The organism is Nocardia sp. NPDC051570 (genome assembly GCF_044454005.1).
GTDB lineage: Bacteria > Actinomycetota > Actinomycetes > Mycobacteriales > Mycobacteriaceae > Nocardia.
The window spans coordinates 250,392-273,113 of sequence record NZ_JBITDI010000005.1; the positions used below are offsets into that span (position 1 = coordinate 250,392).

Consider the following 22,722-nt stretch of genomic DNA (forward strand, 5'->3'; position numbering starts at 1 on the left):
CGATGTCATCCGCACCTCGCCCCTTCCGGATCACCATTCCCGAAGCAGACCTCGCGGACCTGGCCGAGCGCCTGGACCGCATCCGATGGCCCGATGAATTGCCCGGGGCCGAGCTGCGGGCGGGTAGACCTTCTCCGTCGGGGGTTCCCACGGCGGTGGCGAACTTCCCCGGGGACAACGTCATTCAGGTTCTGGCAGGGCTGTCCAATGTGGTCACGCGCTGGCGGGAGTACGACCGCGGCGGGCACTTCCCCGCATTGCAAGCGCCGGAGGAGCTCACCTCCGATATCCGCGAGTTCTTCCGTTCCCTTCCGGACACGCTGTGACTCACGAATGGCCCAGCCGCAGAAAGGAATCGCCCGTGCGGATCGGCATCGGACTTCCGAATCAGGTGCGCGACCTCAGCCCGTCGATCATCCCGCGCTGGGCAGCGCGGGCCGAGGACGCGGGGTTTTCCACACTCGCCACGACCGGGCGCTACGCCTACCCGGGCGTGAGCGACACCGTCGCGCTGGCGGCCGCGGCGGGAGCGACCACAACGATCGGCCTGCTCAGCGCGGTCCTGCTGGCCCCGACGTGGCCGAGTGCCTTGCTGGCCAAGGAAATCGCGGGCATCGACGGTATCTCCGGCGGACGCCTCACCCTCGGCGTCGGGGTCGGGTCGCGCGAGGACGAATTCGTCGTGCCCGGGCACGGACTCGATAGTCGCGGCGCGCGCTTGGAATCCGACCTGGCGACCTACCGCGATGTATGGAGCGGCAATCCGGTCGGCAACGGACCGAACCCGGCCGTGCCATCGGGAACCCGGCAAGTCCCCATGCTGTTCGGCGGGTACTCCGCTCCCACCCTGAACCGCATGGTGCGCTGGGGCGAGGGGTACATCGGTGGTTCGCTGCCGCCGGCCATGACAGCGCCCAGCTTCGAGGCGGCGAAACGAGCCTGGCAGCGGGCAGGCCGCCGAGGCGCTCCGAAACTCGTCGTACTCGCCTACTTCGCACTGGGTGACACCGAGACCGGCCGGGCGAACATCCAGGACTTCTACCGGCTGGCCCCCGAAGGCATCGCCGCCAACGTGGTGCTCTGCACCACCCCGGCAATGATCGAGCAGTCCATCGCGGACTACTCCGACCTCGGCGTCGACGAGATCATCTTCGTCCCCGCCACGGACGACCTCGACGAGGTCATCCGGCTCGCCGACACCCTGCCGAGGAAGGAGCGAGTACGGTAATATAAGTAAAAACTTATGAGAGGAGAAGGTCATGGCCCTGGTCACCGATCCCGTAGCCCTCGCCGGACTCGTCGTGCGCGAGGTCCGTTCCGGTTCCCGCGACGATATGCCGACCAGGATCGTGGTCACCCGGCGCGGCTATGCCACCGACCAGGGCGATCTCTGGGATGCGCTGACCGATGCCGAGCGGATCCCGCGCTGGTTCCTGCCGGTGAGCGGCGATCTGAAGGTCGGCGGGCGCTATCAGTTCGAGGGCAATGCGGGCGGTGTCGTCGAGCGCTGTGAGCAGCCGCATCGGATCGGCGTCACCTGGGAGATGCGCTCGCAGATCTCGTGGCTGGAGATCACCCTCACGCCGGTCGCCGACGGCACGATGCTGGAGCTGGCGCATGAGGCGCCGGTCGACCCCGAGTTCTGGACGCGGTTCGGGCCGGGCGCGGTCGGGGTCGGCTGGGATCTGTCGCTGATGGGTCTGGGCGTCCATCTGTCGACCGCGGCGCCCGTCGATCCCATGGAGGGACTGGCCTTTCCGACCACCCCCGAGGGGATCGCATTCGTCCGGACCGCGGCGCTGGACTGGGCGGAGGCTGCCGCCGCCGACGGCGACGATCCGGCCGATGCGCGCGCGGCCGCGGAGCGAACCATCGCCTTCTATACGATCGAGCCCGAGGAGAGTTCCGAATCCTGATGGGCGTCAATGTCTTCGACGCGCTCGGCGATCCGGTCCGCCGCTCCATCCTCGTCCTGCTGGCGGCGGATGAGCAGCCCGCCGGTGCGGTCGTGGCCGCCGTCCAACGGCATACCCCGATCTCCCAGCCCGGAGTTTCCCAGCACCTCAAGGTACTTCGCGATGCGGGACTGGTGAGCGTCCGCGCCGAGGGCGCCCGCCGGTTCTACGCCCTCGATCGGTCGGGTCTGGACGCGGCCCGCTCATGGCTGACCGAATTGACCGATCCGCTGGCGCAATTCGCGCAACCGCTGGACGCACTCGCCACCGAGATAGCCCGCGGTAAGCGACGGCGCGCGGCGCCGTCCGATCGACCCGGGGAGGATGCGCCCGGCAGACAGGCTCGACATGCCTGAGGGGCGGCCGCTCGTTCATGAGTCGTCCACCGAGGTCTCGTCGTTCATGTGAACAGTGCGTGCCGGTATCACCCGGGATCGAGCGGGTACATGCGGCTCGAAAGAGGCCATAGTGCACAAGAATCCGGTCCGATGGCACCGACTTCCGCTGTCGCCCGCGCATGCGGGCGTCCTTACCCCTACGCTGCGGGGGCAGGAATTCGTCAGCGGAGGGTAGATGGCCGGGGATCAGCGTAAACGTGATGCGGGGGCCACGCGGGCGGCGATTTTGGGAGCGGCACAGGAGTTGTTCGCGGAGCGGGGGTTCGAGCGGGCGACCGTGCGGGATATCGCGGGGCGCGCGGGGGTGAATCAGGCGCTGCTGTTCCGGTACTTCGGGAGTAAGGACGAGCTGTTCCGGTCCGCGATCGCGGATCGGGGGCGGCAGGTGCTCCAGGAGGGCGAGGCGGGCGGGTTGCTGGCGCGGCTGCTGGCCCGGATGCTGGAGCCCACCGATGCGGCGATGCCGGGGCATTGGCTGCAGGCGGCGCTGCGCTCCAGCGGACATGACGAGGGTGCGGCGGCCATTCGCCAGGAACTGGGCGACGAATACGTCCGCGAACTGGCCACGCTCGCCGATGGACCGGATGGGGAGCTGCGCGCCGATCTGGTGTTGGCCTGGTTGCTGGGCATCGCGCTGATCCGTTCGGTGCATCAGCGCGAACCGCTGGCCGGGGCCGATCCGGCCGACGTTGCCCGGCATGTGCTGCGCGCCGCGCGGGTGCTGCTGCCCGATCTGGATACGAATTTCCCACCGGCATAACGGGATTCAGTCGTTGACGGGGTGGCGTGGCGGCGCTTACATTGAGTTGTAAGCATTCGCTTACATGCTGTGTCGGCGTCGGGTAAGGGAGCCCCCATGACCGTGAATACCGAAGCGCGCCAATACCCTTTCGGCGCACCAGTCCGCCTCGATATACACCCGCTCTATGCGAAACTGCGTCGCGAGGAACCGATTTCGCGGGTGAAGCTGCCCTACGGCGGGGAGGGCTGGCTGGTCACCCGCTATGAGGACGTCAAACAGGTCCTCGCCGATCCACGCTTCAGCCGCGCGGTCACGGTGGACCGCGAGGACATCCCCCGCGTGGCACCCGTTCCGCCGCGCCCGAATTCGCTGCTGAGCATGGATCCGCCCGAGCACAGCAGGCTGCGCAGGCTGGTCGCGAAGGCGTTCACCGGCCGCCGCGTCGAACAGCTGCGGCCGCATGTGCGGGAGATCGTGGACGGGCTGCTCGACGAGCTCGAGGGCTCCGGCCGCCCGGCCGATCTGGTGCAGCGCTTCGCGCTGCCGCTGCCGGTCACCGTGATCTGCGAAATGCTCGGTGTGCCAACGAAAGACCAGCACCGATTCCGCGACTTCTCCGATACCGTGCTGTCGACCACCGCCTACACCCGCGAGGAGATCGACGCCGCCCGAGTCGAATTGGAGCGTTATCTGGCCGAACTGGTCGCCGAGCGCCGCGAGCGCCCGACCGACGATCTACTCGGCGCGCTGGTCGCCGCCCGCGACGAGAAGGAACGGCTCACCGAGGACGAGCTGGTCCAGATGGGAATCGGCATCCTGGTCGCGGGCCACGAGACCACGGCCAATCAGATAGCCAACTTCACCTATCTGCTGCTGACGATGCCCGAACAGTGGAAGTTCCTGTGCGACAACCCCGAATCGGTACCCAGCGCGGTCGAGGAGCTGCTGCGCTATGTGCAGCTGGGTTCCGGCGGCGGTTCGGCGCGGGTGGCGACCGAGGATCTCGAGCTGGCCGGTGTCACCGTGCGCGCCGGGGAGGCGGTGTTCGTCAACACCCAGGCGGCCAACCGCGACGAGTCGGTCTTCACCGATCCCGAGATCCTGAACCTCATCCGGGAACACAACCCGCACATGGCCTTCGGGCACGGCGTGCATCACTGCCTGGGCGCACAGCTGGCCCGGGTGGAACTGCAGGTCGCCCTCGGCTCGCTGCTGCGGCGGTTCCCGGCACTGCGGCTGGCGGTCCCCGCCGACGAGGTGCCGTGGAAGGTCGGGCTGCTGGTGCGCGGCCCACGGCAGCTCTCGGTGAGCTGGTGAGGAAAGCCTGATGTCCGAACAGAAATGGCGCGTCACGGTCGACCGGGACATCTGCATCGGATCCGGCATGTGTGTCGGCACCGCGTCGAACCACTTCACCCTCGTCGACGGCCACTCCACCCCGACCTCCGAGGTCATCGCCCCGGACGACACCGTCGCCGACGCCGCCGAATACTGTCCGGTGGAGGCGATCCTGATCCGCGCGGCCGATTCGGGAGAGGTCATCGCTCCGCAGGGCTGAGCGGGACCGGTTGCGCGACACCGGTCCCGCATCGGCCGCCGAGGTATCTCAGCCGACCGCCTCGATCAATCGCGGTGCCGCGCTGCTGGTTTCGGTACGACGATGCAATAGCTGCGACCAGACGACCAAGCCGAGCGCTCCGAGGCTCAGGCCGCTGCAGATCCAGGCGACCGACGGGTAGTCCATACCCGCGCCGAGGGCCAGGCCGCCGAGCCAGGGGCCCAGGGTGATACCGATGTTGAACGAGACGACGTTGCCCGCGGGGCCGAGGGTGATCGCGGCGGGGGCCAGGGTGTAGACGCGGCTGCTGGAGACCGGATTGGTGCCGAATCCGAACGCGCCCAACAGGAATACCAGGACCACCACCGCGGCGATGTGGTGGGCTGTGAGGGCCAGCAGGGCCGAGGTGATCGTCAGCCCGACGATGCCGACGACGAGGGTGCGCGTCGGATGGGCGTCGGCGGTGCGGCCGCCGATGCCGATGCCGAGGAAGGCGCCGATGCCGTAGACGGCGAGCAGGACGGGCACCCAGGCCGGAGCCACCCGGGTCGTCTCGATCAGCAGCGCACCGAGGTAGCCGAAGGTGGCCATGAGCCCGGCGAGGGCCAGGGTGCTGATGCCGTAGAGCAGCGCGACCTGTCCGGTGGCCATGGCGCGCAGCTCTTTTCGGAGATCCGGCGTGCTGTCGGGGCGACTGTCGGGCACCCGCGAGAGGACCCCGGCCATCGCGATCGCCGACAGGATCGTCACCGCCCAGAACGCGGCCCGCCAGCCGAGATGCTGGCCGATGAAGGTGCCGGCGGGCAGCCCGACGATGGTGGCCACGGTGAGTCCGCCCGCGACAATGCTCATCGCCCGGCCGCGAGCATTCTCCGGAACCATCGCGACGGCGGCCGCGGCGCCCACCGACCAGAATCCGGCGTAGACGAAGGCGGCGATCACGCGGGTGGCGAACAGCACCCAGTAGTCCGAGGTGAGGACCGCGGCCACATGGGCGAGGAGGAAGGCCGCGAGGAAGGCGATCAGCGCGGTGCGCCGGGACCAGCGCATGGTGACGACGGCGAGGATCGGCGCGCCGAACAACATGCCCAGCGCGAAGGCCGAGATCAACAGTCCCGCTTGCGGAATCGAGACGCCGAGGTCGCTGGACAGTTCCGGGAGCAGGCCCGCGGTGACCAGTTCCGAGGTGCCCTGGGCGAATATCGAGAGGCCCAGGATGTAGACGGCTAACGGCATCGGAGATCCTTGTCGTTTTGTATCGTTTGGTTCAAAACTGGAGTGCGCGAAAACCTTCGGCGCGAAGCGATATCAGTTCGGGCGGTACATCACAGACTGTCCAGCGCGACGGTGGCGATGGACTCGAGCATCGCACGGTCGGCCCCGCCGCGGGCGGCCACGCGCATCCCGGTGACGGTGGCGGTCACGAAGTTCGCGAGTTCGGCCGCGGGCCTGGCCCTTCGGATCTCACCGGCCCCCTGCCCGGCGGCGATCGTCGCGGTCAGCGCGGTCAGTCGCCGATCCATATCGGCGCGCAGCAGATCGGAGATCTCCTCGTCGCGCGGGCCCAATTCGACCATCGAGTTCACCACCAGGCAGCCCAGCGGATCATCCTCCGGCGCGTCGATGACATTCCACAGCAGCCGCCGCAGCCGATCCTTGACCGAACCGGGGCCATCGAGCGTCGCGAAGGTCGCCTCGTTCCTGGCATCCATGTACCGCCGCAGCGACCGCAGGAACAGATCGCGCTTACTGCTGAAGGTGTTGTAGATGCTGCTGCGGCCCAAACCGGTTGCGGCACAGAGTTCCTGCGTCGAGGTGCCCTCGTAGCCGGACGACCAGAACGCGCGCATCGCGGCGTCGATCGCCCGGTCCTCCTCGAACTGCTTGGGTCGCGCCATGGCCCGACCCTAGCATGTTTTGCATCAATCAGTCCAAAACCGTCAGAACTCGCCCGCCACACCGAGAACCGTGCGGCCGGAGTGATGCCCGGCACGGATGGCGCCGAGGACCTCCTCGACCCGCGTGATGGGCGCGTAGTTCTCGACGGCCGCGAGGTGCCGGGGTTTGAGGTCGTGGCCCAGGCGGGTCCACAGGGCGCGACGCCGGTCGATCGGGAACTGGGACGAATCGATGCCCAGCAGGGCGACGCCGCGCAGGATGAACGGCATGACGGTGGTGGGCAGTTCGGCCCCGCCGGTGAGTCCGCTGATCGCCGCCGCGCCGCCGTACTTGATCGCGCTGAGGATGTACGCCAGGGATGTGCCGCCCACGCTGTCGACCGCGCCCGCCCACTGGGCCTTGCCGAGGGGGCGCAGCTTGGCGTCCGGATCCTCGGGCAGGCGGCCGATCACGGATTTCGCGCCGAGGGTGGACAGCAGTTCGCTCGCATCGGTCTTGCCGGTCGAGGCGACCACCTCGAATCCGAGACCGGCCAGGATGTCCACGGCCACGCTGCCCACGCCGCCGGTCGCGGCGGTCACCAGCACCGGACCCGAATCGGGGGTCAGGCCGCGATCCAGCAGGGCCTGCACGCTCATGGCCGCGGTGTAGCCGGCCGTGCCGATCGCGGCCGCCTCCCGGGTGGTCAGCCCGTCGAGCTTCACCACCCATTCCGCGGGGACGCGGGCGTATTCGGCGAAGCCGCCGTGATGCGAGACGCCCAGGTCGTAACCGTGTGCGATCACCCGATCGCCGGGGACGAACTGCGGATCCGCGGATTCGGTGACCTCGCCGGCGATATCGATGCCGGGGATGATCGGATACGCGCGCACCACGCCGCCGCCGCGGGTGATAGCCAGCCCGTCCTTGAAGTTGGCACTCGAGAAGTGCACCTTGATCGTCACCGTGCCCGGCCCGAGGAAGTCGTCGCCGACCTCCTCGCGCGCCAACGTCACACCATTGTCCGTCTCGTGCGCCACCATCGCCCAGAACATGAGTCCGAGCATAGGTCGGGTCCGGGCCGGTGTCGTGGTCAACGGTCGTAGTGGGCGATTCCGACCGGGCCGACGCCCAGGCAGAGGTCCAATCCCGGAGTGTGGGAACCGATTCGGAGGGCGCTGCCGCCGCCGATCACTCGCACGTAGACGGTGTGCAGACCCGCGGTGACCGGGGCGACGACCGCCGTACCGTATTCGAGGGAGACCGTGATCCGGCCGTCTCGGCTGGCGAGGTAGTTGAGCTGGACGGTCCAGCCGTTGTCGAGGAGTGGGCCGTCGAGGGGCAGATCGACGGGTTGTTCGGTGGCGATGTGGTAGCCGCAGTCCGGGGTTGGACCGGGCAGGATCGCGCGATTCCACCAGACCTGAGCATCGACCAGGGTTCCGGAATCGGTGAACATACGCAGCCGAGGAGTGGAATCGGCGAAGGCACCCGGCGGCGCGACCGCGGACAGGACATGGCTCACGAGATTCTGGGGGTGGGTCAGCGGGCTGAGCACATCCCAGGGGACCTCCTGATCGAGCACGGGATCGCCGGAGCGGAGGGCGGCGGTGGCATTGGTGAGATAGGTCCGGGTCGGGCTGACCGACCAGGAACGGACGAAGGTGCTCGTGGACCACAGGCTGCTCGCGACGAATGCGACGGCCAGTGTGAGCGAGAGGGTGTATGGCGCGCCGTGCGGGATGCGGGCGATCTCGCGGGGGTGGTCTCGCGCGCGAGCGCGCAGCAGTAATGCGCCCGCGGCAGTCAGGATTACCGCCACGTCTGCGAGGTAGCGCAGGGACTGCATGAGTTCGGCCGCAGTGTTCGGGCCGCCGCGGATCATCAGGACCGGGAGCTGGGCGATCGCGATGTAGCCGAGTAGTGCCAGCCATATCGCGAGGGTGCGGTGGTTGGCTCGAATCGTCAGTGCGGCAACGACTCCCAGCGCCACCCAGGACAGCCACACCGCCCAGGCGGGTGGTGTGGCCCAGGGTGTCGACGGCAGCCAGCGGGCCCAGGCCCACGGGCCGCCGAGCAGGGTCGGCACGATGCCGAGCGAGGTGGCGCTGTGCAGCAGACCGCGGATACCGGCCGCGCTGCTGCGGACCGGCGACACCTCGGCGACCGCGAAATACGCTGCGAGCCAACCGGACAGCAGCAACGCCGACCCGGACCACAGCAGCACGCCCCGGCGGGCCACCGTGCGGATCGGCCGAGCCCGGCCGTCGACGTACAGTGCGAGCGCGGCCGCGCCGAAGGCCACGAACGGTGTCACCGCGGCCTTTTCGAAGAACAGCAGCGCGACCGTCACCGCCGCGAGGCCGGACCAGGCGTAGCGCCGCCGACCCGTGCGGACCAGCAGCACCGCGTCGGCGATCGTCCAGGCCAGCGCGCACTGCAGCGGCAGCGCGTTCAGCGCCGCGGCCCACCACGCGAACGCGGGAATCGTCAACGGGCAGAACAGATAGAAGGTGAACGCGCCGAGTGCCGCCCATCGCGATCGGGAACCAGTGAGCACCACCACCATTCGCAGCACCGCCACCGACGCCGCCGCCTGCAGCACCAGCATCGAGACCATCGGAGCAGCCCACGCCAGCGGCGCGACGGCCATCGCCACCCAGGCCGTCACGTAGGCCAGCGGCATGACGTGCCCGTCATGGTTGTGGGCCAGCAGATCCGCCGACAGCAGCGGATATCTACCCGCCCGGCCGACCAGGATCAGATCGTCCCAATAGAAGTAGCCATGCGCGGCCACCCAACCGCGAATCCCGAGCTGGACTGCGATCAGGCAGGCCGCGACGACGAGAACCGGGCGCGCGCGACCCATCCGGCGAGCGGCTGATCAGCGAAAGCTGGGCGCGCGCTTGGTCAGGAAGGCGGTGATCCCCTCGCGACCGTCGTCGGAGTCGGCGCAGGCGGTGATGAAGGCGGCCTCGCGGGCGAGCTGTTCCTCGAGGGTATGGCCGGAGGAGACCAGCAGCAGCTTCTTCACATTCGCATTGGCATGCCGGGGTCCGGCCGCGAACCGGGCGGCCAGGCCGTCGACCGTGGTGGCCAGTTCGGCATCGGGGACCACGCGATGCAGCAGCCCCCAGTCGAGGGCGTCGGCGGCCGAGAGGGTGCGGTTGGTCAGCATGAGCTCCTGCGTGCGACGCAGGCCGATCAGGCGCGGCAGGTAATAGGACGCGCCGCCGTCGGGGCTGAGCCCGGCGCGGGTGTAGGCCATGGTGAAGGAGGCGGATTCGGCCGCGACGACCAGATCGGCCGCGACCGCGATGCTGAAACCGGCGCCGGCGGCCGTGCCGTTGACCGCGACCAGCAGCAGCGCGTCCATCCGCGCGAACGACGACAGCGCCTGATGCAGATCGTCGGCCAGATGTTTGACATAGTCCCCGGACCCGCCCGGCGCCGCGGACATCGCCTTCAGATCGCCCCCGGCGCTGAAGAACTTCCCGGCGCCGGTCAGCGTGACCACCTTGAGCGTGGGATCGTCGGCGCACAGCGCGGCGATCGTCGCCAGCTCCCGGCCCATGGTCGCGTCGATCCCGTTCGCGGCCGTCGGCCGATCGAGGGTGAGCCGGGCGATGCTGCCCGTCCGCTCGAACCGGACCGTCTCGTAATCGGTCATGCCGTTGCCTTCCCGTCGAGTCTGCCCGCCCAGCATGTCAAACCCGATTCCGGCGATCATCGCGGGATCAGTTCCAGCCGCACGCCGAGCAATCGGACCGGGCGGTCGAGCTCGAAGCGGTCGAGGATCGCCACGGCGGCGCGCACGATCTCGTCGACGTCGGTGGTCGGCGCGGCGAGTTTGCGCTGTTTGGTGCGGGTGTAGAAGGTCTTGGTGCGCACGGTGACTCCGACGCGCCCGATGACGCGGCCCGCCGCGATCGTCTCCTCGGCCACCTCGGCGGCCAGGCGCGCGACCTGTCGTTCGATCTCGGCGCGGTCGGTGAGATCCTGCGGGAAGGTCTCGGATCTGCTGCGGCCCACCGGAATTCGTGGTTCGGTCACCACATCGGTATCGGCGATGCCGTGGCCGAGGACCCAGAGATACGGGCCGGTGTTGGGGCCGAATTCCGCGGCCAGCGCCTCACGATCGGCCGCCGCGAGCTGCGCCACCGTCTCGATCCCCAGGTCGGACAGGCGTTTCGCGATGCGCGCGCCGACGCCCCACAGGGCGCTGGTCGGGCGGTGTGCCATCAGCTCGGTCCAGTTGTCGGCGGTGAGCCTGAAGATCCCGTCGCCGCCCGGCGCGGCCGATTCGCCCTTACCGACGGATTTGGCGAAGCCGGTGGCCAGCTTCGCGCGCAGCTTGTTATCGCCGATGCCGATCGAGCAGGACAGCTCCACCGCGGCGATGGCCGCGCGGATCTCACGAGCCAAGCGCTCGGGATCGTCGACGTCGGCGGCGAGGAACGCCTCGTCCCAGCCGAGCACCTCCACTCGCACCGGGAAACCGCGCAACAACTCCATGACCTGATCGGACGCCTGTTCGTAGGCCGCCATATCCAGCGGCAGGAAGACGCCCTGCGGACATATGCGGGCCGCGGTGCGCAGCGGCATCCCGGCCCGCACACCGAAGCCGCGCGCCGCATAGGACGCGCAGGTCACCACCTTGCGCGGCTCGTCCGGATCGCCGTTACCGCCGACGATGACCGGTCGGTCCCGCAGCTCCGGATGGCGGCGGAACTCCACCGCCGCCTGGAACTGGTCGAGATCCACGTGCAACAGCCACCGGGGCACACTCTCGTCTTACCGCATACCGGTGACATGCGAGCGGAACCAGAATAATATTCTGTTCGTGAAGATTCGGGATCGGTTGCTGCTCGCGGCCGAGCGCGAATTCGCCGAACACGGGACGGTGGAGACGACGCTCGGGCAGATCCGCGACGCGGCCGGTGCCAGTGTCGGCGCGCTGTATCACCACTTCCCGGACAAGGCCGAGCTGTATCGGCAGGTGTGGGCGAATGCGCTGGCCGACTATCAGCGCCATCTCTGGCAGGTCCTCGGCGACAGCGTCGACGCGCAGGCCGGGATCACCGGCGCCGTGGTCGAACATCTGCGCTGGGTCGCCGAGAATCGATACCGGGCCACGCTGCTCACCGCCGCCCGGCCGCCGGGAATTCGGGAGAGCGAGAGCAATCGGGAGTTCCTGCGTAACGGTTGGCGCTGGTGGCGCACGCATGCCGGATACGGCGCGGTGCGCGATCTGCCGTTCGATCTGGTGTACGCGCTGTGGTTGGGGCCCGCGCAGGAGTATTCGCGGCATTGGCTCAGCGGTGAGATGGTCACCGCCCCAGACGATGTCACGCAGGTGCTGGCCGAGGCCGCCTGGCAGGCGCTGCGCGCCCGCCGAACCGACGACGCGGACGCGGCCTGATGATCACCGCTGTCGAATGCGAATCGGATTCCGGCGGAAGGTGATCCGACCGGTAGTAAGCCACTGTGACGAGGGGTCGTCATGCGGGAACGACGAGGAATCGTCGTTCCCGCATGACGAATGCGCGCTCGATCAGGATGCCAGCGCCGGGCTGCCGAAGGCCGGTTCGGCGACCGGCTCGATGGCGTAGGCCAGGATGTCGGCCACATCGCCGACCGGGCGGACATCCAGTGCCTCGAGCACCTCGGCCGGGACGTCGTCCAGATCCGGCTCGTTGCGGGCCGGGATGAACACCGTCTTCAGGCCCGCGCGCTGGGCGGCCAGCAGCTTCTGCTTGACCCCGCCGATCGGGAGCACCCGGCCGTTCAGCGTGACCTCACCGGTCATGCCGACATCCGAGCGAACCTGCCGGTCCAGCGCCAGCGACACCAGGGCGGTGACCATGGTGACACCCGCCGACGGACCGTCCTTGGGCACGGCGCCCGCGGGGAAGTGGATGTGGATGTTGCGATCCAGCACCTTCGGCTCGATGCCGATCTCCTCCAGATGCGAGCGGACGTAGGTCAGCGCGATCTGCGCGGATTCCTTCATGACGTCGCCGAGCTGACCGGTCAGGGTCAGCGAGCGCTCGCCCTCGGCGGCGTTGGCCTCGATGTAGAGGACATCGCCACCCGCACCGGTCACCGCCAGTCCGGTCGCCACGCCGGGGACGGCGGTGCGCTCCACCGAATCCGGGGTGAATCGCGGTCGACCCAGGTAATCCTTCAGATTCGTCAGGTCGACGGTGATGGCCTCGGGATCCGGACCCTCCGACAGCCGAGTCGCCGCCTTGCGCAGGGCCTTTGCGATGAGCCGTTCCATCTGCCGCACGCCCGCCTCGCGGGTGTAGTTCGCCGCGATCTCGCGCAAGGCCGGCTCGGTGATGCGCACCTCCTCGGCGGTCAGCGCGTTGCGCTCGAGCTGCCGCGGGATCAGGAAGTCGCGGGCGATGGCCACCTTGTCGTCCTCGGTGTAACCGTCGACCGTGATCAGCTCCATGCGGTCCAGCAGCGGGCCCGGGATCGTCTCCATGACGTTCGCGGTCGCGATGAACAGCACATCCGACAGGTCCAGATCCAGGTCCAGGTAGTGGTCGCGGAACGTGTGATTCTGCGCCGGATCCAGGACCTCGAGCAGCGCCGCCGCCGGATCGCCGCGGTAGTCCGAGCCCACCTTGTCGATCTCGTCCAGCAGGACAACGGGATTCATCGAACCCGCCTCCTTGACCGCGCGCACGATGCGGCCGGGCAGCGCGCCGACGTAGGTGCGCCGGTGGCCACGGATCTCCGCCTCGTCGCGCACGCCGCCCAGGGCGACGCGAACGAACTTGCGGCCCAGGGCCCGTGCCACGCTCTCACCCAGCGAGGTCTTACCGACGCCGGGCGGACCGACCAGCACCAGCACCGCGCCGGAGCCGCGGCCGCCGACGACCTCGAGTCCGCGCGATGCGCGCCGGGCGCGCACGGCCAGGTATTCGACCATGCGGTCCTTGACCTCGTCCAGGCCGTGGTGATCGGCGTCGAGCACCGCGCGGGCGGCCGAAACATCGTCCGAATCCGTGGTTTTCACCGTCCACGGCAGATCCAGCACGGTGTCGAGCCAGGTGCGGATCCAGCCCGCCTCCGGGCTCTGATCGCTGCCGCGCTCGAGCCGGTCGACCTCGCGCAGCGCGGCCTCGCGGACGTGCTGCGGCAGATCGGCGTTCTCGACGCGGGTGCGGTAGTCCTCGGCGCCGTCGGGCTCGTTCTCGCCCAGCTCCTTGCGAATCGCGTTGAGCTGCTGGCGCAGCAGGAATTCGCGCTGGGACTTCTCCATCCCCTCGCGGACGTCCTCGCTGATCTTCTCGGTGACCTCCATCTCGGCGATGTGGTCGCGCACCCAGGCGATCAGCTTGGTCAGACGCTCCGCGACGTCCGGGGTCTCGAGCAGTTCGCGCTTCTGTTCGATGGTGAGATAGGGCGCGTAACCCGCGGTATCGGCCAGCGCCGACGGATCCGCCATCTGGTCGACCATGTCGATGACCTGCCACGCCTCGCGACGCTGCAGCACCGAGACGACCAGCTTCTTGTATTCGGCCGCAAGCTCTTTGATGCGCCCGTCCGGCTCGGGGGTCTCGACCGGCTCGGCCTCGACCCACAGCGCGGCGCCCGGCCCGGTCACCCCGTGCCCGATCTTCGCGCGCCGCTCGGCCCGCAGCACGGCCGCCTTGGCCCCGCCGCGCATCCGTCCGACCTGTTCGATGGTGGCGACCACGCCGTAGGCGGCGTAGCCCTCGGTCAGTCGGGGCGCGAGCAGTACGGCATCCAGATTCGCCGCCCGCGCCGCATCGATGGCGGCCTGCGCCGCCTCATCGAGCTCGATCGGGACAACCATGCCCGGCAACACGATCGGCTCGGTCAGAAACAACACCGGTAGTCGTTGTGGGGTACTCACAGGTCACAGCCCCTTCCAAACCATGCCTTCGAACGTTCTCGCCGAAGGTTGAGCGTTATCTACTCAACCCTCGACCCCGCCCGGATGTTCCGAACGGATGTTCACCGGCAGCGAACGAGGGCATCGGACGCCGTAACGGTGTGATCGGCGGCATCAATACCGAGGTGGGGCCTGATACTGGTGATGGGTGAATGCAATCGGGTAGTCCGCCACCGGATGTGCGGAATACTCGGGTGGAGTTCGTCATCTACGCGAGGAGCAACATGCTGGCCGCACGCCTTCACCTGGGAACCGAACGCCGTCTGGTCGTGGAGGAGGTGCCGGTTCCCGAGCCTGGGCCCGATCATGTGCTGATCAAGGTGGCGGCGGCGGGGGTGTGCCTGTCGGATGTGCATCTGATCGATGGGACCCTGTCGCCGCTGTATCTGAAGGGCGATGTGGTCACGCTCGGGCATGAGGTCGCGGGGACCGTCCATGCGCTGGGGCCCGGGGTCACGCGGGCGCGGGTGGGAGATCGAGTGGTGTTGCAGGCGGGAGAGTCCCGCGATGGGGTGACGTTCACGCGGGGCGTGGATTACGACGGCGGCTGGGCGGAGTACACGCTGGCTCGGGCGGACACGCTGGTGCCGCTGCCCGACGATCTGCCGTTCGAACAGGCCTGCTTCATTCCGGACGCGGTGTCGACGCCGTGGGCCGCGATCACCACGACCGCACAGGTTCGACCGGCCGAGCCGGTGGGCGTCTGGGGCGTGGGCGGGCTGGGCGCGCACGGCGTGCAGTTGCTGCGACTGGTCGGGGCCGCCCCGATCATCGCGGTGGATCCGCTGCCCGCCGCACGGGCACGCGCGCTGGATTTCGGCGCCGATTTCGCCTTCGACCCGGCCGACACCGATCTGCGCAAGAAGATCCTCGAGGCGACGAACGGCGACGGACTCGCGGCGGCCTTCGACTTCGCGGGCGTCGCCGCCGTGCGCGAACAGGCCGCGGTATGCCTGGGCAAGGGTGGGCGGCTGGTATTGGTCGGACTGACCGATAAGCCGATCACCCTCACCCACGGCACCATGTTCAGCTACTTCCAGCAGCAACTGCGCGGACACTACGGCTCGGGGCCCGGGGATGTGGCTCGGCTCGTGGAGCTGCAGCGACTGCATCGGATCGACTTCGCCCGCTCGGTCAGCGCCGTGCTGCCGCTGGCCGATGCGGTCAAGGCCGTGCACGCGCTGGAGGCCAAGGAGGGCAACCCGATTCGGATCGTGCTGCAGCCGTAGCGGTCGGTCACAGGCGGCGATCGAAGGCGACGGTCGCCGCACCCGAACCCGGGTCGACCGTGATCGCCCGCAGCCGCACGGCATCCCGGCTCAGGTCCAGGGCCATGAACCCGAGCCCGGTGAAACTCTGGAACAGGCTGGGATGCACCGGCTTCGGGCCGCCGAACGGCTCGTCGTGCACGGATTTCGCTGCCGCGCCGCAGACGATCTGCCGCGTACTCTTCGTCGCCACGGTCGGCTCGAGCACCTGCAGCGAATGGTCGTGCCCGGACAGCAGGATTTGGCAGCGCCCCAGGACATGTCGATCGAGGAACGCCTTCACATGCCGCCCGTCCAGCGGTTCGACGGTCACGCCCTCGTAGTTCCCGGCGTCACCGTGCGGGCCGTTGTTGAGATAGGGATGGTGCGTGCATACGACCTTCCAGGTCGCCGGTGATTCGGTGAGCGCACGATCCAGCCAGGCCGCCTGTTCGGTCATGAACGGCCCGTCCGGCGCCCAATACGGATCCAGCACCTGCGGTATATAGGAGGCGGCCGGATTCAGATCGAGTACGAAGAACTCCACGACCGGCCGCTGCTGCGGAATCCGGACCGAGTAATAGCGTGCGGGCATATACCACCGCGCCGAACGCCGGTGATAGGCCACCTCGTGATCGCCGCGCTGCAGCCAGCCCGCGTCACCGGGCAGGATCGCGGTGTTGTCGTGATTGCCGAGCACCATCAGCCACGGGAAATCCAGATCGTGATTGGGCTTTTCGAACTTATCGGCGAACTGGGCGTCGTCATCGGTCCACGGGCCGTTCTCGTAGATATTGTCGCCGAGGCCGAGCGCGAGCGAAAACGGTTCGCGCCGATGCATATTCCGCATGGCGTCGGCGACCAGCCACTGTGGACGGGCGCCCGTTCCGGCATCGCCGGTCAGCAGCACGCGCAGGTTCTCGCCGGTCGGGAGGGGTAGTTTGGCCGGTCCCGCCGGTCCCGCCGGTTCGGCCGCCGCCACGCCACCGACCGCCGCCACGCCCGCGACCGCCGCGGCGCCCGCCAGAAATCCCCGGCGGCCCACATTCCTGCTGTCGTCCATCCCGTGCTCCCTCTCACCGAATCAGATTGGTCGATTGACCAGTATTCTCGGAGACGCGAGCCGCTCACCGAATCCTGTTTGCGCACCGGCGAACGGACGGTGAAAACGGCACTACCCGATCGATTGACACTCGATCGGAACCGGTGAGAATGTTGGGGACCCGACATCTCAGGTCCTGGTTCGGAGCAAGGGGGAATCCCACGATGACAGCACTCGCCGGCGGGGTGTTCATCGACTGGGAACACCTCACCGGCCAGCCGAAAGTCGTCGTCGATCTGATCACCTTCCCACTCTTCAGCGCCCTGGCCGGTTGGCTGACCAACTGGACCGGCGTGCTGATGCTGTTCTGGCCGGTGTACTTCCGCGGCATCCCGATTCCGGGCCTGCGGGTGCTGTACCCCTACCTACCCCGACGGGTTCAGGTATTGCCGACCTTCTCCGGGGATGGTAGGCGGATCGGCTTCCAGGGTTTCATCCCCGCCCGCGCCGAGAAGATGGCCAGTATCTGCGTCGATATGGCCATCATGCGGATCGGCAGTCCGAAGGATTTCATCCACGAGCTCGATCTCGAGGGTGTCGCGGACTACATCGCCGAGGTCGCCCGCGTGCGGGTGCAGCCGATCGTCGACGAGATCATGATGCGGGAGAATCCGGAGGTGTGGCGGGCGGTACCGGGCCCGGCGCGCGCGATGCTCTATCAGCGGGTCGAACGCGAGCTGCCCGCGCTGACCGCGCGGGCCTTCGATCGGCTCGGCGACAACGTCGATCAGCTCATCGATATCAAGAGTTTCGTGATCCGGTATCTGCGTGCCAATCCCGAGATCCTCAAGGATCTGACCACCACCATCGCCGCGCCGGAGCTGCGCTTCATGGTCCGCATCGGCCTGCTGGGCGCGCCGTTCGGACTCCTGCTCGCGCTGTATATGCAGGTGCACCACGACATTCCGGTGCTCGGCTGGATTCCGAGCTGGGCGGTCGTGCTGACCGCGGCGGCCGCGATCGGCGTCATGGTGAACGTGATCGCCATCAAGATGGTGTTCGAGCCGGGCGATCCGCAGCCGCGCTACAAGTATCTGTGGCGCCAAGCCCTGCTGGCCAAGCGCCAGCCGCAGGCGGCCGCCGACCTCGGTCACATCCTGGCCTATCAGGTGCTGACGCTGCCCAATCTCGCGACCGAGCTGCTCGAGGGCCCCAACGGCGATAAGACCCGCCGACTCATCGAAGGACTGATCTCCGATGAGATCCATCGCCAGCTCGGACCGACCACCTCGATGGTGCGAATGGCCTTCGGCCGCCGCCAATTCGACAATCTCACGATCGGGGCGGCCGGGGCGGCCGTCGGATTGGCGCCGAGCCTGGCCGAGGACGAGCAGTTCGCGCGCGAACAGGCCGGGCAGATCGACGTTTTCGCGACCCGTAAGCTCCGCCAGCTCACCCCGGGGGAGTTCATGGAGATGTTCTACGCCTCGGTCGAACAGGACGCCTGGCTGCTCTATCTGCACGGCGCGGCGCTCGGCCTGTTCGTCGGCGGAGTACATCTGCTGCTGTTCGGCTGGTGAATAACAAGCACGCATGCTTGCCTTTTTTCTGCCGCGCCTGTAATGCTGAACGCGTGGTTGATCTGCAGGCGTTGCTCGCCGACTTCAATGCCGAATGCACGGATCTGGACGCGCTGATCGCGGGGCTGCCGCCGGAGGAGTGGGCGCGTCCCACGCCCGCGGCGGGCTGGACGATCGCCCATCAGATCGGCCATCTGGCCTGGACCGATGAGATCGCGACGCTATCGGCCACCGATGCCGAGGCGTTCGGGACGATGATGGCCGAGGCCATGCCGCGGGCGCTGACCTTCGTCGACGAGGCCGCCGAACAGGCCGCGGCCACCCCCGCGCCCGAACTGCTGGCGCGGTGGCGCCGCGGCCGCGCGGCATTGGATTCGGCCCTGCGCGCGGCGCCGACCGGTACGAAGCTGCCCTGGTTCGGACCGCCGATGAGCCCGGCCTCGATGGTCAGCGCACGGATCATGGAGAACTGGGCGCACGGTCAGGACGTCGCCGATGCGCTGGGCGTGACCCGGACACCGACCGCGCGGCTGCGCAACGTCGCCCATCTGGGCATCCGGACCAGGAACTTCGCGTATCAGGTGCACGGGCGCACATCGCCCGCCGAGGAATTCCGGATCACGTTGCGCGCACCCGACGGCGACCTGTGGACCTGGGGACCCGAGGACGCGGTGCAACGACTCGACGGACCCGCGCTGGACTTCTGCCTGTTGGTCACCCAGCGCCGCCATCCCGACGACCTCGCGATCGTCGCGGACGGACCCGATGCGATCGAATGGCTCACCATCGCACAGGTATTCGCGGGACCGGCCGGAACGGGCCGCAGCGCGGGACAATTCGCCTGAGCGCCGACGGCCGCCCCACGCATGCGCGGGACGGCCTCGCCACAGCGTCCGGCCGTAGAACGAGAGCGGGCGAGCGTCAGCTTTGGGTGCGCCGTGCCTGTTGCCGACCGGACGCCGTTGGCCGGAGGTTTGGATCTGGCAGTCGAAGCGACGCTCGCCAGCTAAGAGACTTTTACCCACCCGTTCCATGCCGGAAACACCTGAACCACAAAGAAATTCGTGTACGGCTGGTTGTGACAATTGTCTGCGCAGCTGCGTTGTCGATAGCGCGCGCACCCTCGGCCGCCCTGTGATCTTGATCGCAGCGTTTCGGTACCGTACTTCGTGACACAGTAATCTGGACATGCGTTCGGCTTTCAACGGTGCGAGTCGGCGCCGGCAGGGGGACCCCAGGGGAGAGGGAAAAGGAACGCACCGTGATGTCGCGACGACCCGCCCAGATCTTCCAGTACACCGCCATCGTCACCGCCGGTATGGCCAGCATCGCGTTGACCGTCGCCGCCGGAACCTACGTCGTGAACCAGATCGCCGAGACCGGGCGCATGCCGGGCACCGAGATCGCGCTACCCGGCACGGGATTGACCGATCAGGGACCCGTGCACGAGCCCCGAACATACGAATCCTCGGTCACCCCAAGGGTTTCCGCCGAGATCGATCTGATGGCCGACAGCGAACGACTGCCGGGGACCCCCTACGACCGGAAGCCACCCGCGCCCGCCGGTCACCCCGCGCCCTCCGTCGCGTCGGCGACGGGGACGCCGGAGACCGTCCCGGCCCCGATGCGGGTCCAGCTGCCCGGCGACACCTATGTCGGCGCGGATGTGGCTCGGCCGCAACCGAATTCGCTGACCATGACCGTCGACACCAATCTGGTCGCGGCCGTGACCACCGCGCTGGCGCGGCAGCTCGGCGATCGGCCGGACGCCGTCGACCCCGCGGGCGTCACCCGGATCAGCACCGACGTCGATATCCACAGCGGCGAGGTCACACTCGCCTTCTCCGACCCGATGTTCGGGCGGCAATCGGTGCAGCTGCTGCGCCGCACTGTGTGACACTGCCTGGGTGTACGACTACTGCGTGATCGGCGGCGGCATCGTGGGTGTCGCCACCGCCCACCGGATCCTGACGACCCGGCCCGGGGCGAGCGTGCTGCTGCTCGAGAAGGCGGATCGGCTGGCCGGCCATCAGACCGGACACAACAGCGGGGTGATCCACTCCGGGATCTACTATGCGCCCGGCAGCCTCAAGGCGCGGCTGTGCCGACGCGGCGCGGAGTGGACCAAGGAATTCGCCGCAGCACAGGGCATTCCGTACGAGGTGTGCGGAAAACTGCTGGTGGCCACCGATGCCGAGGAGCACCGCCGGATGCTGGCGCTGCACGAGCGGTCGGTCAGCAACGGCGTCGAGGTGGAGCTGCTCGACGCGGCCGAACTGGTCCGCCGGGAGCCGCATATCACCGGCGTGGGCGCGCTGTTCGTGCCGAGCACCGGCATCGTCGACTACACCAGGATCACCGCCGCACTGGCCGATGAGGTCCGCGCGGCCGGGGGCACTGTCGTGCTCGGCGCCGAGATCACCACCATCGCCGAGACCTCCGATGCGATCACCGTCTCCGGGCCCGCGGGGTCGTGGCGGGCGCGGCGGCTGGTGGCCTGCGCCGGACTGCAGGCCGATCGGATGGCTCGGCTGGCGGGCCTGCGAATTTCGCTGCGTATCGTCCCCTTTCGCGGTGAGTACTACCAGTTGCCGCCCGACCGCAAAGGTTTGGTGAACACCCTCATCTATCCGATCCCGGATCCGGAGCTGCCATTCCTCGGCGTCCATCTGAGCCCGACCATCGACGGTGAGCTGACCGTCGGCCCCAATGCGGTACTCGGGCTGGCGCGGGAGGGTTATCGCAAGGGCAGCCTCGATCTGCGAGATGCCCGGGAGGTGCTGGGCTATCGCGGTTTTCATCGGGTCGCCGCGGCCAATGTCCGCACCGGACTGCGGGAGCTGCGCAATTCGCTGTTCAAGCGTGGGTATCTGGCCGAATGCCGAAGGTACTGCCCGGAATTGACGCTCGCCGATCTGCTGCCACGCGAGGCCGGAATCCGTGCGCAGGCCGTGGCGCGGGACGGAACGCTGGTGCACGACTTCCTGATCCAGCGCACCGACCGCTCGGTCCACGTACTCAACGCACCCTCGCCGGCGGCCACCTCCGCGCTGCCGATCGCCGAACATATCGTCGATCGACTGGACAACTGACTCATTTGCCCCGTTCGCCCGTTATCTGCCGGACACGCCGGAATCCTCGGGTTATTCACCGGTAACCGTTCAATAAAGAGGATTTCTGTAGTACTTTTGTCCGCAGCCGTGGAACAGGGAGTAAGCCTATGGGCCACATCAGGTACGCGAGCGATGTCGGAGCTCCGGTGGAGGTCGCGTTCATGTACACGGACAACCATCTGTTCGTGCCGGACTGGATGTTCGGCATCACAGCATTCGAACCGGTCGGCGATGCCAGCCACGGACCGGGTGCCGTGTATGCCGCGTCCGTTCGGCTCGGGCTGTGGCGTTCCACGGTCGAATGTGAGATTTCCGAGTACCGCCGCAACGCGGTGATCGGATACACGCTGCGCAGGCGCCGGCCGGGGAAGGTGGCGCCTGCGCGGTCCGATCGGCAGGTCGCGGCGCTCGGCACGCTCACACTGCGGTTCGACCCGCTCGGCTACGGACGTTCGGTGCTCACCTCCGAGGCCGATTACCGTCCACCGCGCGGGCTGGTGGCTCGACTGTGCACCAGAATGATCGATGCGGCCATCACCTCCGCGGTACGGCGGAGCGAGGCGCAATTGCGGAGAGAGATCGAGGAATTCCACGGGACCGATCTTGTCGGTCGGATTGCGTAGGGTAGGCCACCATGATCATCGTGAGCACCGACGGTTCCTGCCTCCGGAATCCGGGTGGCGCCATCGGCTGGGCGTGGGTCAACCATGAAGGCGCCTCGGCGAACGGCGGCGCCGCGGCGGGCACCAATCAGGTCGCCGAGCTACGGGCGGTGCTCGAGGCGGTCGTCGCGCATCCCGGGCCCGAACCGCTGCTCATCGAGAGCGATTCGCTCTATGCGATCAAATGCGCCTCGGAATGGCTGTCGGGCTGGCGGCTCAAGGGCTGGCGCACCTCCACCGGCGGCCCGGTGAAGAATATCGAATTGGTCCAGCACATCGACCATTCCATCGCCACCCGCCCCGGCCCCGTACGCTTCCGCTGGGTCCGCGGTCATGTCGGCAACTACTTCAACGAACAGGCCGACAAGCTCGCGGGCGAGGCCGCCCGCGAGGCCGCGGCGAATCCGGACGCACTGTCCACGGGCATCGCGGATCTGTCGGCACTCCCCGCGACCGACGCCGCCGCACCGCCCGCACTGGACGTGGTCGCCGCGGCACCGCAGCCGAAGAAGGTCGCGCCGCTTGCCGAAACGGTTCCGGCCGTGGCCGAGGCCACCGAGACGCTCACCCTGTTCTGAGCCGTTTCCGATCCGCACCGAGAGTCTCCGGCTGTG

The 22,722-nt window shown here is 68.3% G+C and carries 23 protein-coding genes; 15 read left to right on the forward strand and 8 right to left on the reverse strand.

Features of this window, described 5'->3' with window-relative positions; translation table 11 throughout:
- The first annotated feature begins 2 nt into the window (after window positions 1–2).
- From ACIA76_RS14540 to ACIA76_RS14570, 7 genes are all read left to right on the forward strand, one after another.
- Complete coding sequence (locus ACIA76_RS14540) at window positions 3–326, forward strand: hypothetical protein (protein ID WP_397152262.1); 324 nt, start codon at window positions 3–5, stop codon at window positions 324–326.
- A gap of 35 nt (window positions 327–361) precedes the next feature.
- Window positions 362–1,228 (forward strand): LLM class flavin-dependent oxidoreductase, encoded by an 867-nt coding sequence (locus tag ACIA76_RS14545; protein ID WP_397152263.1) that lies wholly within the window; start codon window positions 362–364, stop codon window positions 1,226–1,228.
- A 31-nt stretch (window positions 1,229–1,259) separates the two neighbouring features.
- Complete coding sequence (locus tag ACIA76_RS14550; protein ID WP_397152264.1) at window positions 1,260–1,916, forward strand: SRPBCC family protein; 657 nt, start codon at window positions 1,260–1,262, stop codon at window positions 1,914–1,916.
- Window positions 1,916–2,311, forward strand: a complete 396-nt coding sequence (locus ACIA76_RS14555; RefSeq protein ID WP_397152265.1) for an ArsR/SmtB family transcription factor — start codon at window positions 1,916–1,918, stop codon at window positions 2,309–2,311. Before ACIA76_RS14550 ends, ACIA76_RS14555 begins: the two co-directional genes overlap by 1 nt.
- Window positions 2,312–2,528: 217 nt before the next feature.
- Entirely contained in the window at window positions 2,529–3,113 is a 585-nt protein-coding gene (locus ACIA76_RS14560; RefSeq protein ID WP_397152266.1) for a TetR family transcriptional regulator, read from the forward strand.
- A gap of 96 nt (window positions 3,114–3,209) precedes the next feature.
- A complete protein-coding gene (locus ACIA76_RS14565; protein WP_397152267.1) occupies window positions 3,210–4,412 on the forward strand; it encodes a cytochrome P450 in 1,203 nt (400 codons plus the stop codon).
- Between the two features lie 10 nt (window positions 4,413–4,422).
- Window positions 4,423–4,653: a ferredoxin gene (locus ACIA76_RS14570; RefSeq protein WP_397152268.1), complete on the forward strand. Its 231-nt coding sequence runs from the start codon at window positions 4,423–4,425 to the stop codon at window positions 4,651–4,653.
- A 48-nt stretch (window positions 4,654–4,701) separates the two neighbouring features.
- On the opposite strand, the gene ACIA76_RS14575 is transcribed toward ACIA76_RS14570, so the two are convergent.
- The 6 genes from ACIA76_RS14575 to ACIA76_RS14600 all read right to left on the reverse strand — a co-directional run bounded on the left by ACIA76_RS14575 (window position 4,702) and on the right by ACIA76_RS14600 (window position 11,316).
- Window positions 4,702–5,889: a Cmx/CmrA family chloramphenicol efflux MFS transporter gene (locus tag ACIA76_RS14575; RefSeq protein ID WP_397152269.1), complete on the reverse strand. Its 1,188-nt coding sequence runs from the start codon at window positions 5,887–5,889 to the stop codon at window positions 4,702–4,704.
- A gap of 89 nt (window positions 5,890–5,978) precedes the next feature.
- The gene (locus tag ACIA76_RS14580) at window positions 5,979–6,551 is read right to left on the reverse strand and encodes a TetR/AcrR family transcriptional regulator (protein ID WP_397152270.1); all 573 of its coding nucleotides are present in this window, start codon (window positions 6,549–6,551) and stop codon (window positions 5,979–5,981) included.
- A 42-nt stretch (window positions 6,552–6,593) separates the two neighbouring features.
- Window positions 6,594–7,586: an oxidoreductase gene (locus ACIA76_RS14585; protein WP_397152271.1), complete on the reverse strand. Its 993-nt coding sequence runs from the start codon at window positions 7,584–7,586 to the stop codon at window positions 6,594–6,596.
- 38 nt (window positions 7,587–7,624) lie between these two features.
- Window positions 7,625–9,400 (reverse strand): hypothetical protein, encoded by a 1,776-nt coding sequence (locus ACIA76_RS14590; protein WP_397152272.1) that lies wholly within the window; start codon window positions 9,398–9,400, stop codon window positions 7,625–7,627.
- Between the two features lie 15 nt (window positions 9,401–9,415).
- Window positions 9,416–10,201, reverse strand: coding sequence for an enoyl-CoA hydratase/isomerase family protein (locus ACIA76_RS14595; protein WP_397152273.1), 786 nt, complete (start codon window positions 10,199–10,201; stop codon window positions 9,416–9,418).
- 56 nt (window positions 10,202–10,257) lie between these two features.
- The gene (locus tag ACIA76_RS14600; protein WP_397152274.1) at window positions 10,258–11,316 is read right to left on the reverse strand and encodes a DNA polymerase IV; all 1,059 of its coding nucleotides are present in this window, start codon (window positions 11,314–11,316) and stop codon (window positions 10,258–10,260) included.
- Window positions 11,317–11,374: 58 nt separating this feature from the next.
- Between ACIA76_RS14600 and ACIA76_RS14605 the strand changes: the two genes are divergently transcribed.
- The gene (locus tag ACIA76_RS14605) at window positions 11,375–11,953 is read left to right on the forward strand and encodes a TetR/AcrR family transcriptional regulator (RefSeq protein ID WP_397152275.1); all 579 of its coding nucleotides are present in this window, start codon (window positions 11,375–11,377) and stop codon (window positions 11,951–11,953) included.
- A 132-nt stretch (window positions 11,954–12,085) separates the two neighbouring features.
- On the opposite strand, the gene lon is transcribed toward ACIA76_RS14605, so the two are convergent.
- Complete coding sequence (lon, locus tag ACIA76_RS14610; protein WP_397152576.1) at window positions 12,086–14,365, reverse strand: endopeptidase La; 2,280 nt, start codon at window positions 14,363–14,365, stop codon at window positions 12,086–12,088.
- Between the two features lie 323 nt (window positions 14,366–14,688).
- Between lon and ACIA76_RS14615 the strand changes: the two genes are divergently transcribed.
- Entirely contained in the window at window positions 14,689–15,693 is a 1,005-nt protein-coding gene (locus ACIA76_RS14615) for a zinc-binding dehydrogenase (protein ID WP_397152276.1), read from the forward strand.
- A gap of 7 nt (window positions 15,694–15,700) precedes the next feature.
- Here the strand turns inward: ACIA76_RS14615 and ACIA76_RS14620 are convergent, their stop codons facing one another.
- Entirely contained in the window at window positions 15,701–16,774 is a 1,074-nt protein-coding gene (locus tag ACIA76_RS14620; protein ID WP_397152277.1) for a metallophosphoesterase, read from the reverse strand.
- Between the two features lie 203 nt (window positions 16,775–16,977).
- Between ACIA76_RS14620 and ACIA76_RS14625 the strand changes: the two genes are divergently transcribed.
- From ACIA76_RS14625 to ACIA76_RS14650, 6 genes are all read left to right on the forward strand, one after another.
- Window positions 16,978–18,333 (forward strand): hypothetical protein, encoded by a 1,356-nt coding sequence (locus tag ACIA76_RS14625; RefSeq protein ID WP_397152278.1) that lies wholly within the window; start codon window positions 16,978–16,980, stop codon window positions 18,331–18,333.
- Window positions 18,334–18,386: 53 nt separating this feature from the next.
- The gene (locus ACIA76_RS14630) at window positions 18,387–19,178 is read left to right on the forward strand and encodes a TIGR03084 family metal-binding protein (RefSeq protein WP_397152279.1); all 792 of its coding nucleotides are present in this window, start codon (window positions 18,387–18,389) and stop codon (window positions 19,176–19,178) included.
- 416 nt (window positions 19,179–19,594) lie between these two features.
- Entirely contained in the window at window positions 19,595–20,230 is a 636-nt protein-coding gene (locus tag ACIA76_RS14635; RefSeq protein ID WP_397152280.1) for a hypothetical protein, read from the forward strand.
- A gap of 10 nt (window positions 20,231–20,240) precedes the next feature.
- Window positions 20,241–21,425 (forward strand): L-2-hydroxyglutarate oxidase, encoded by a 1,185-nt coding sequence (lhgO, locus tag ACIA76_RS14640; RefSeq protein WP_397152281.1) that lies wholly within the window; start codon window positions 20,241–20,243, stop codon window positions 21,423–21,425.
- Window positions 21,426–21,553: 128 nt separating this feature from the next.
- A complete protein-coding gene (locus ACIA76_RS14645) occupies window positions 21,554–22,069 on the forward strand; it encodes an SRPBCC family protein (protein WP_397152282.1) in 516 nt (171 codons plus the stop codon).
- Between the two features lie 11 nt (window positions 22,070–22,080).
- Window positions 22,081–22,686 carry a ribonuclease H gene (locus ACIA76_RS14650; RefSeq protein ID WP_397152283.1) on the forward strand — a complete coding sequence of 202 codons (606 nt, stop codon included), beginning with the start codon at window positions 22,081–22,083 and terminating at the stop codon, window positions 22,684–22,686.
- The last annotated feature ends 36 nt before the right edge of the window (window positions 22,687–22,722 follow it).

Excerpts from the sequence above, each read along its gene's own strand:
- ACIA76_RS14650 (WP_397152283.1), top strand. The coding sequence starts at position 22,081 with ATGATCATCGTGAGCACCGACGGTTCCTGCCTCCGGAATCCGGGTGGC.
- ACIA76_RS14625 (WP_397152278.1), top strand. The coding sequence starts at position 16,978 with ATGACAGCACTCGCCGGCGGGGTGTTCATCGACTGGGAACACCTCACC.
- ACIA76_RS14620 (WP_397152277.1), bottom strand. The coding sequence starts at position 16,774 with ATGGACGACAGCAGGAATGTGGGCCGCCGGGGATTTCTGGCGGGCGCC.
- ACIA76_RS14645 (WP_397152282.1), top strand. The coding sequence starts at position 21,554 with ATGGGCCACATCAGGTACGCGAGCGATGTCGGAGCTCCGGTGGAGGTC.
- lon (WP_397152576.1), bottom strand. The coding sequence starts at position 14,365 with ATGGTTGTCCCGATCGAGCTCGATGAGGCGGCGCAGGCCGCCATCGAT.
- ACIA76_RS14565 (WP_397152267.1), top strand. The coding sequence starts at position 3,210 with ATGACCGTGAATACCGAAGCGCGCCAATACCCTTTCGGCGCACCAGTC.
- ACIA76_RS14615 (WP_397152276.1), top strand. The coding sequence starts at position 14,689 with ATGCTGGCCGCACGCCTTCACCTGGGAACCGAACGCCGTCTGGTCGTG.
- ACIA76_RS14595 (WP_397152273.1), bottom strand. The coding sequence starts at position 10,201 with ATGACCGATTACGAGACGGTCCGGTTCGAGCGGACGGGCAGCATCGCC.
- ACIA76_RS14590 (WP_397152272.1), bottom strand. The coding sequence starts at position 9,400 with ATGGGTCGCGCGCGCCCGGTTCTCGTCGTCGCGGCCTGCCTGATCGCA.
- ACIA76_RS14585 (WP_397152271.1), bottom strand. The coding sequence starts at position 7,586 with ATGTTCTGGGCGATGGTGGCGCACGAGACGGACAATGGTGTGACGTTG.
- ACIA76_RS14560 (WP_397152266.1), top strand. The coding sequence starts at position 2,529 with ATGGCCGGGGATCAGCGTAAACGTGATGCGGGGGCCACGCGGGCGGCG.
- ACIA76_RS14555 (WP_397152265.1), top strand. The coding sequence starts at position 1,916 with ATGGGCGTCAATGTCTTCGACGCGCTCGGCGATCCGGTCCGCCGCTCC.
- ACIA76_RS14580 (WP_397152270.1), bottom strand. The coding sequence starts at position 6,551 with ATGGCGCGACCCAAGCAGTTCGAGGAGGACCGGGCGATCGACGCCGCG.
- ACIA76_RS14570 (WP_397152268.1), top strand. The coding sequence starts at position 4,423 with ATGTCCGAACAGAAATGGCGCGTCACGGTCGACCGGGACATCTGCATC.
- ACIA76_RS14540 (WP_397152262.1), top strand. The coding sequence starts at position 3 with ATGTCATCCGCACCTCGCCCCTTCCGGATCACCATTCCCGAAGCAGAC.
- ACIA76_RS14575 (WP_397152269.1), bottom strand. The coding sequence starts at position 5,889 with ATGCCGTTAGCCGTCTACATCCTGGGCCTCTCGATATTCGCCCAGGGC.
- ACIA76_RS14550 (WP_397152264.1), top strand. The coding sequence starts at position 1,260 with ATGGCCCTGGTCACCGATCCCGTAGCCCTCGCCGGACTCGTCGTGCGC.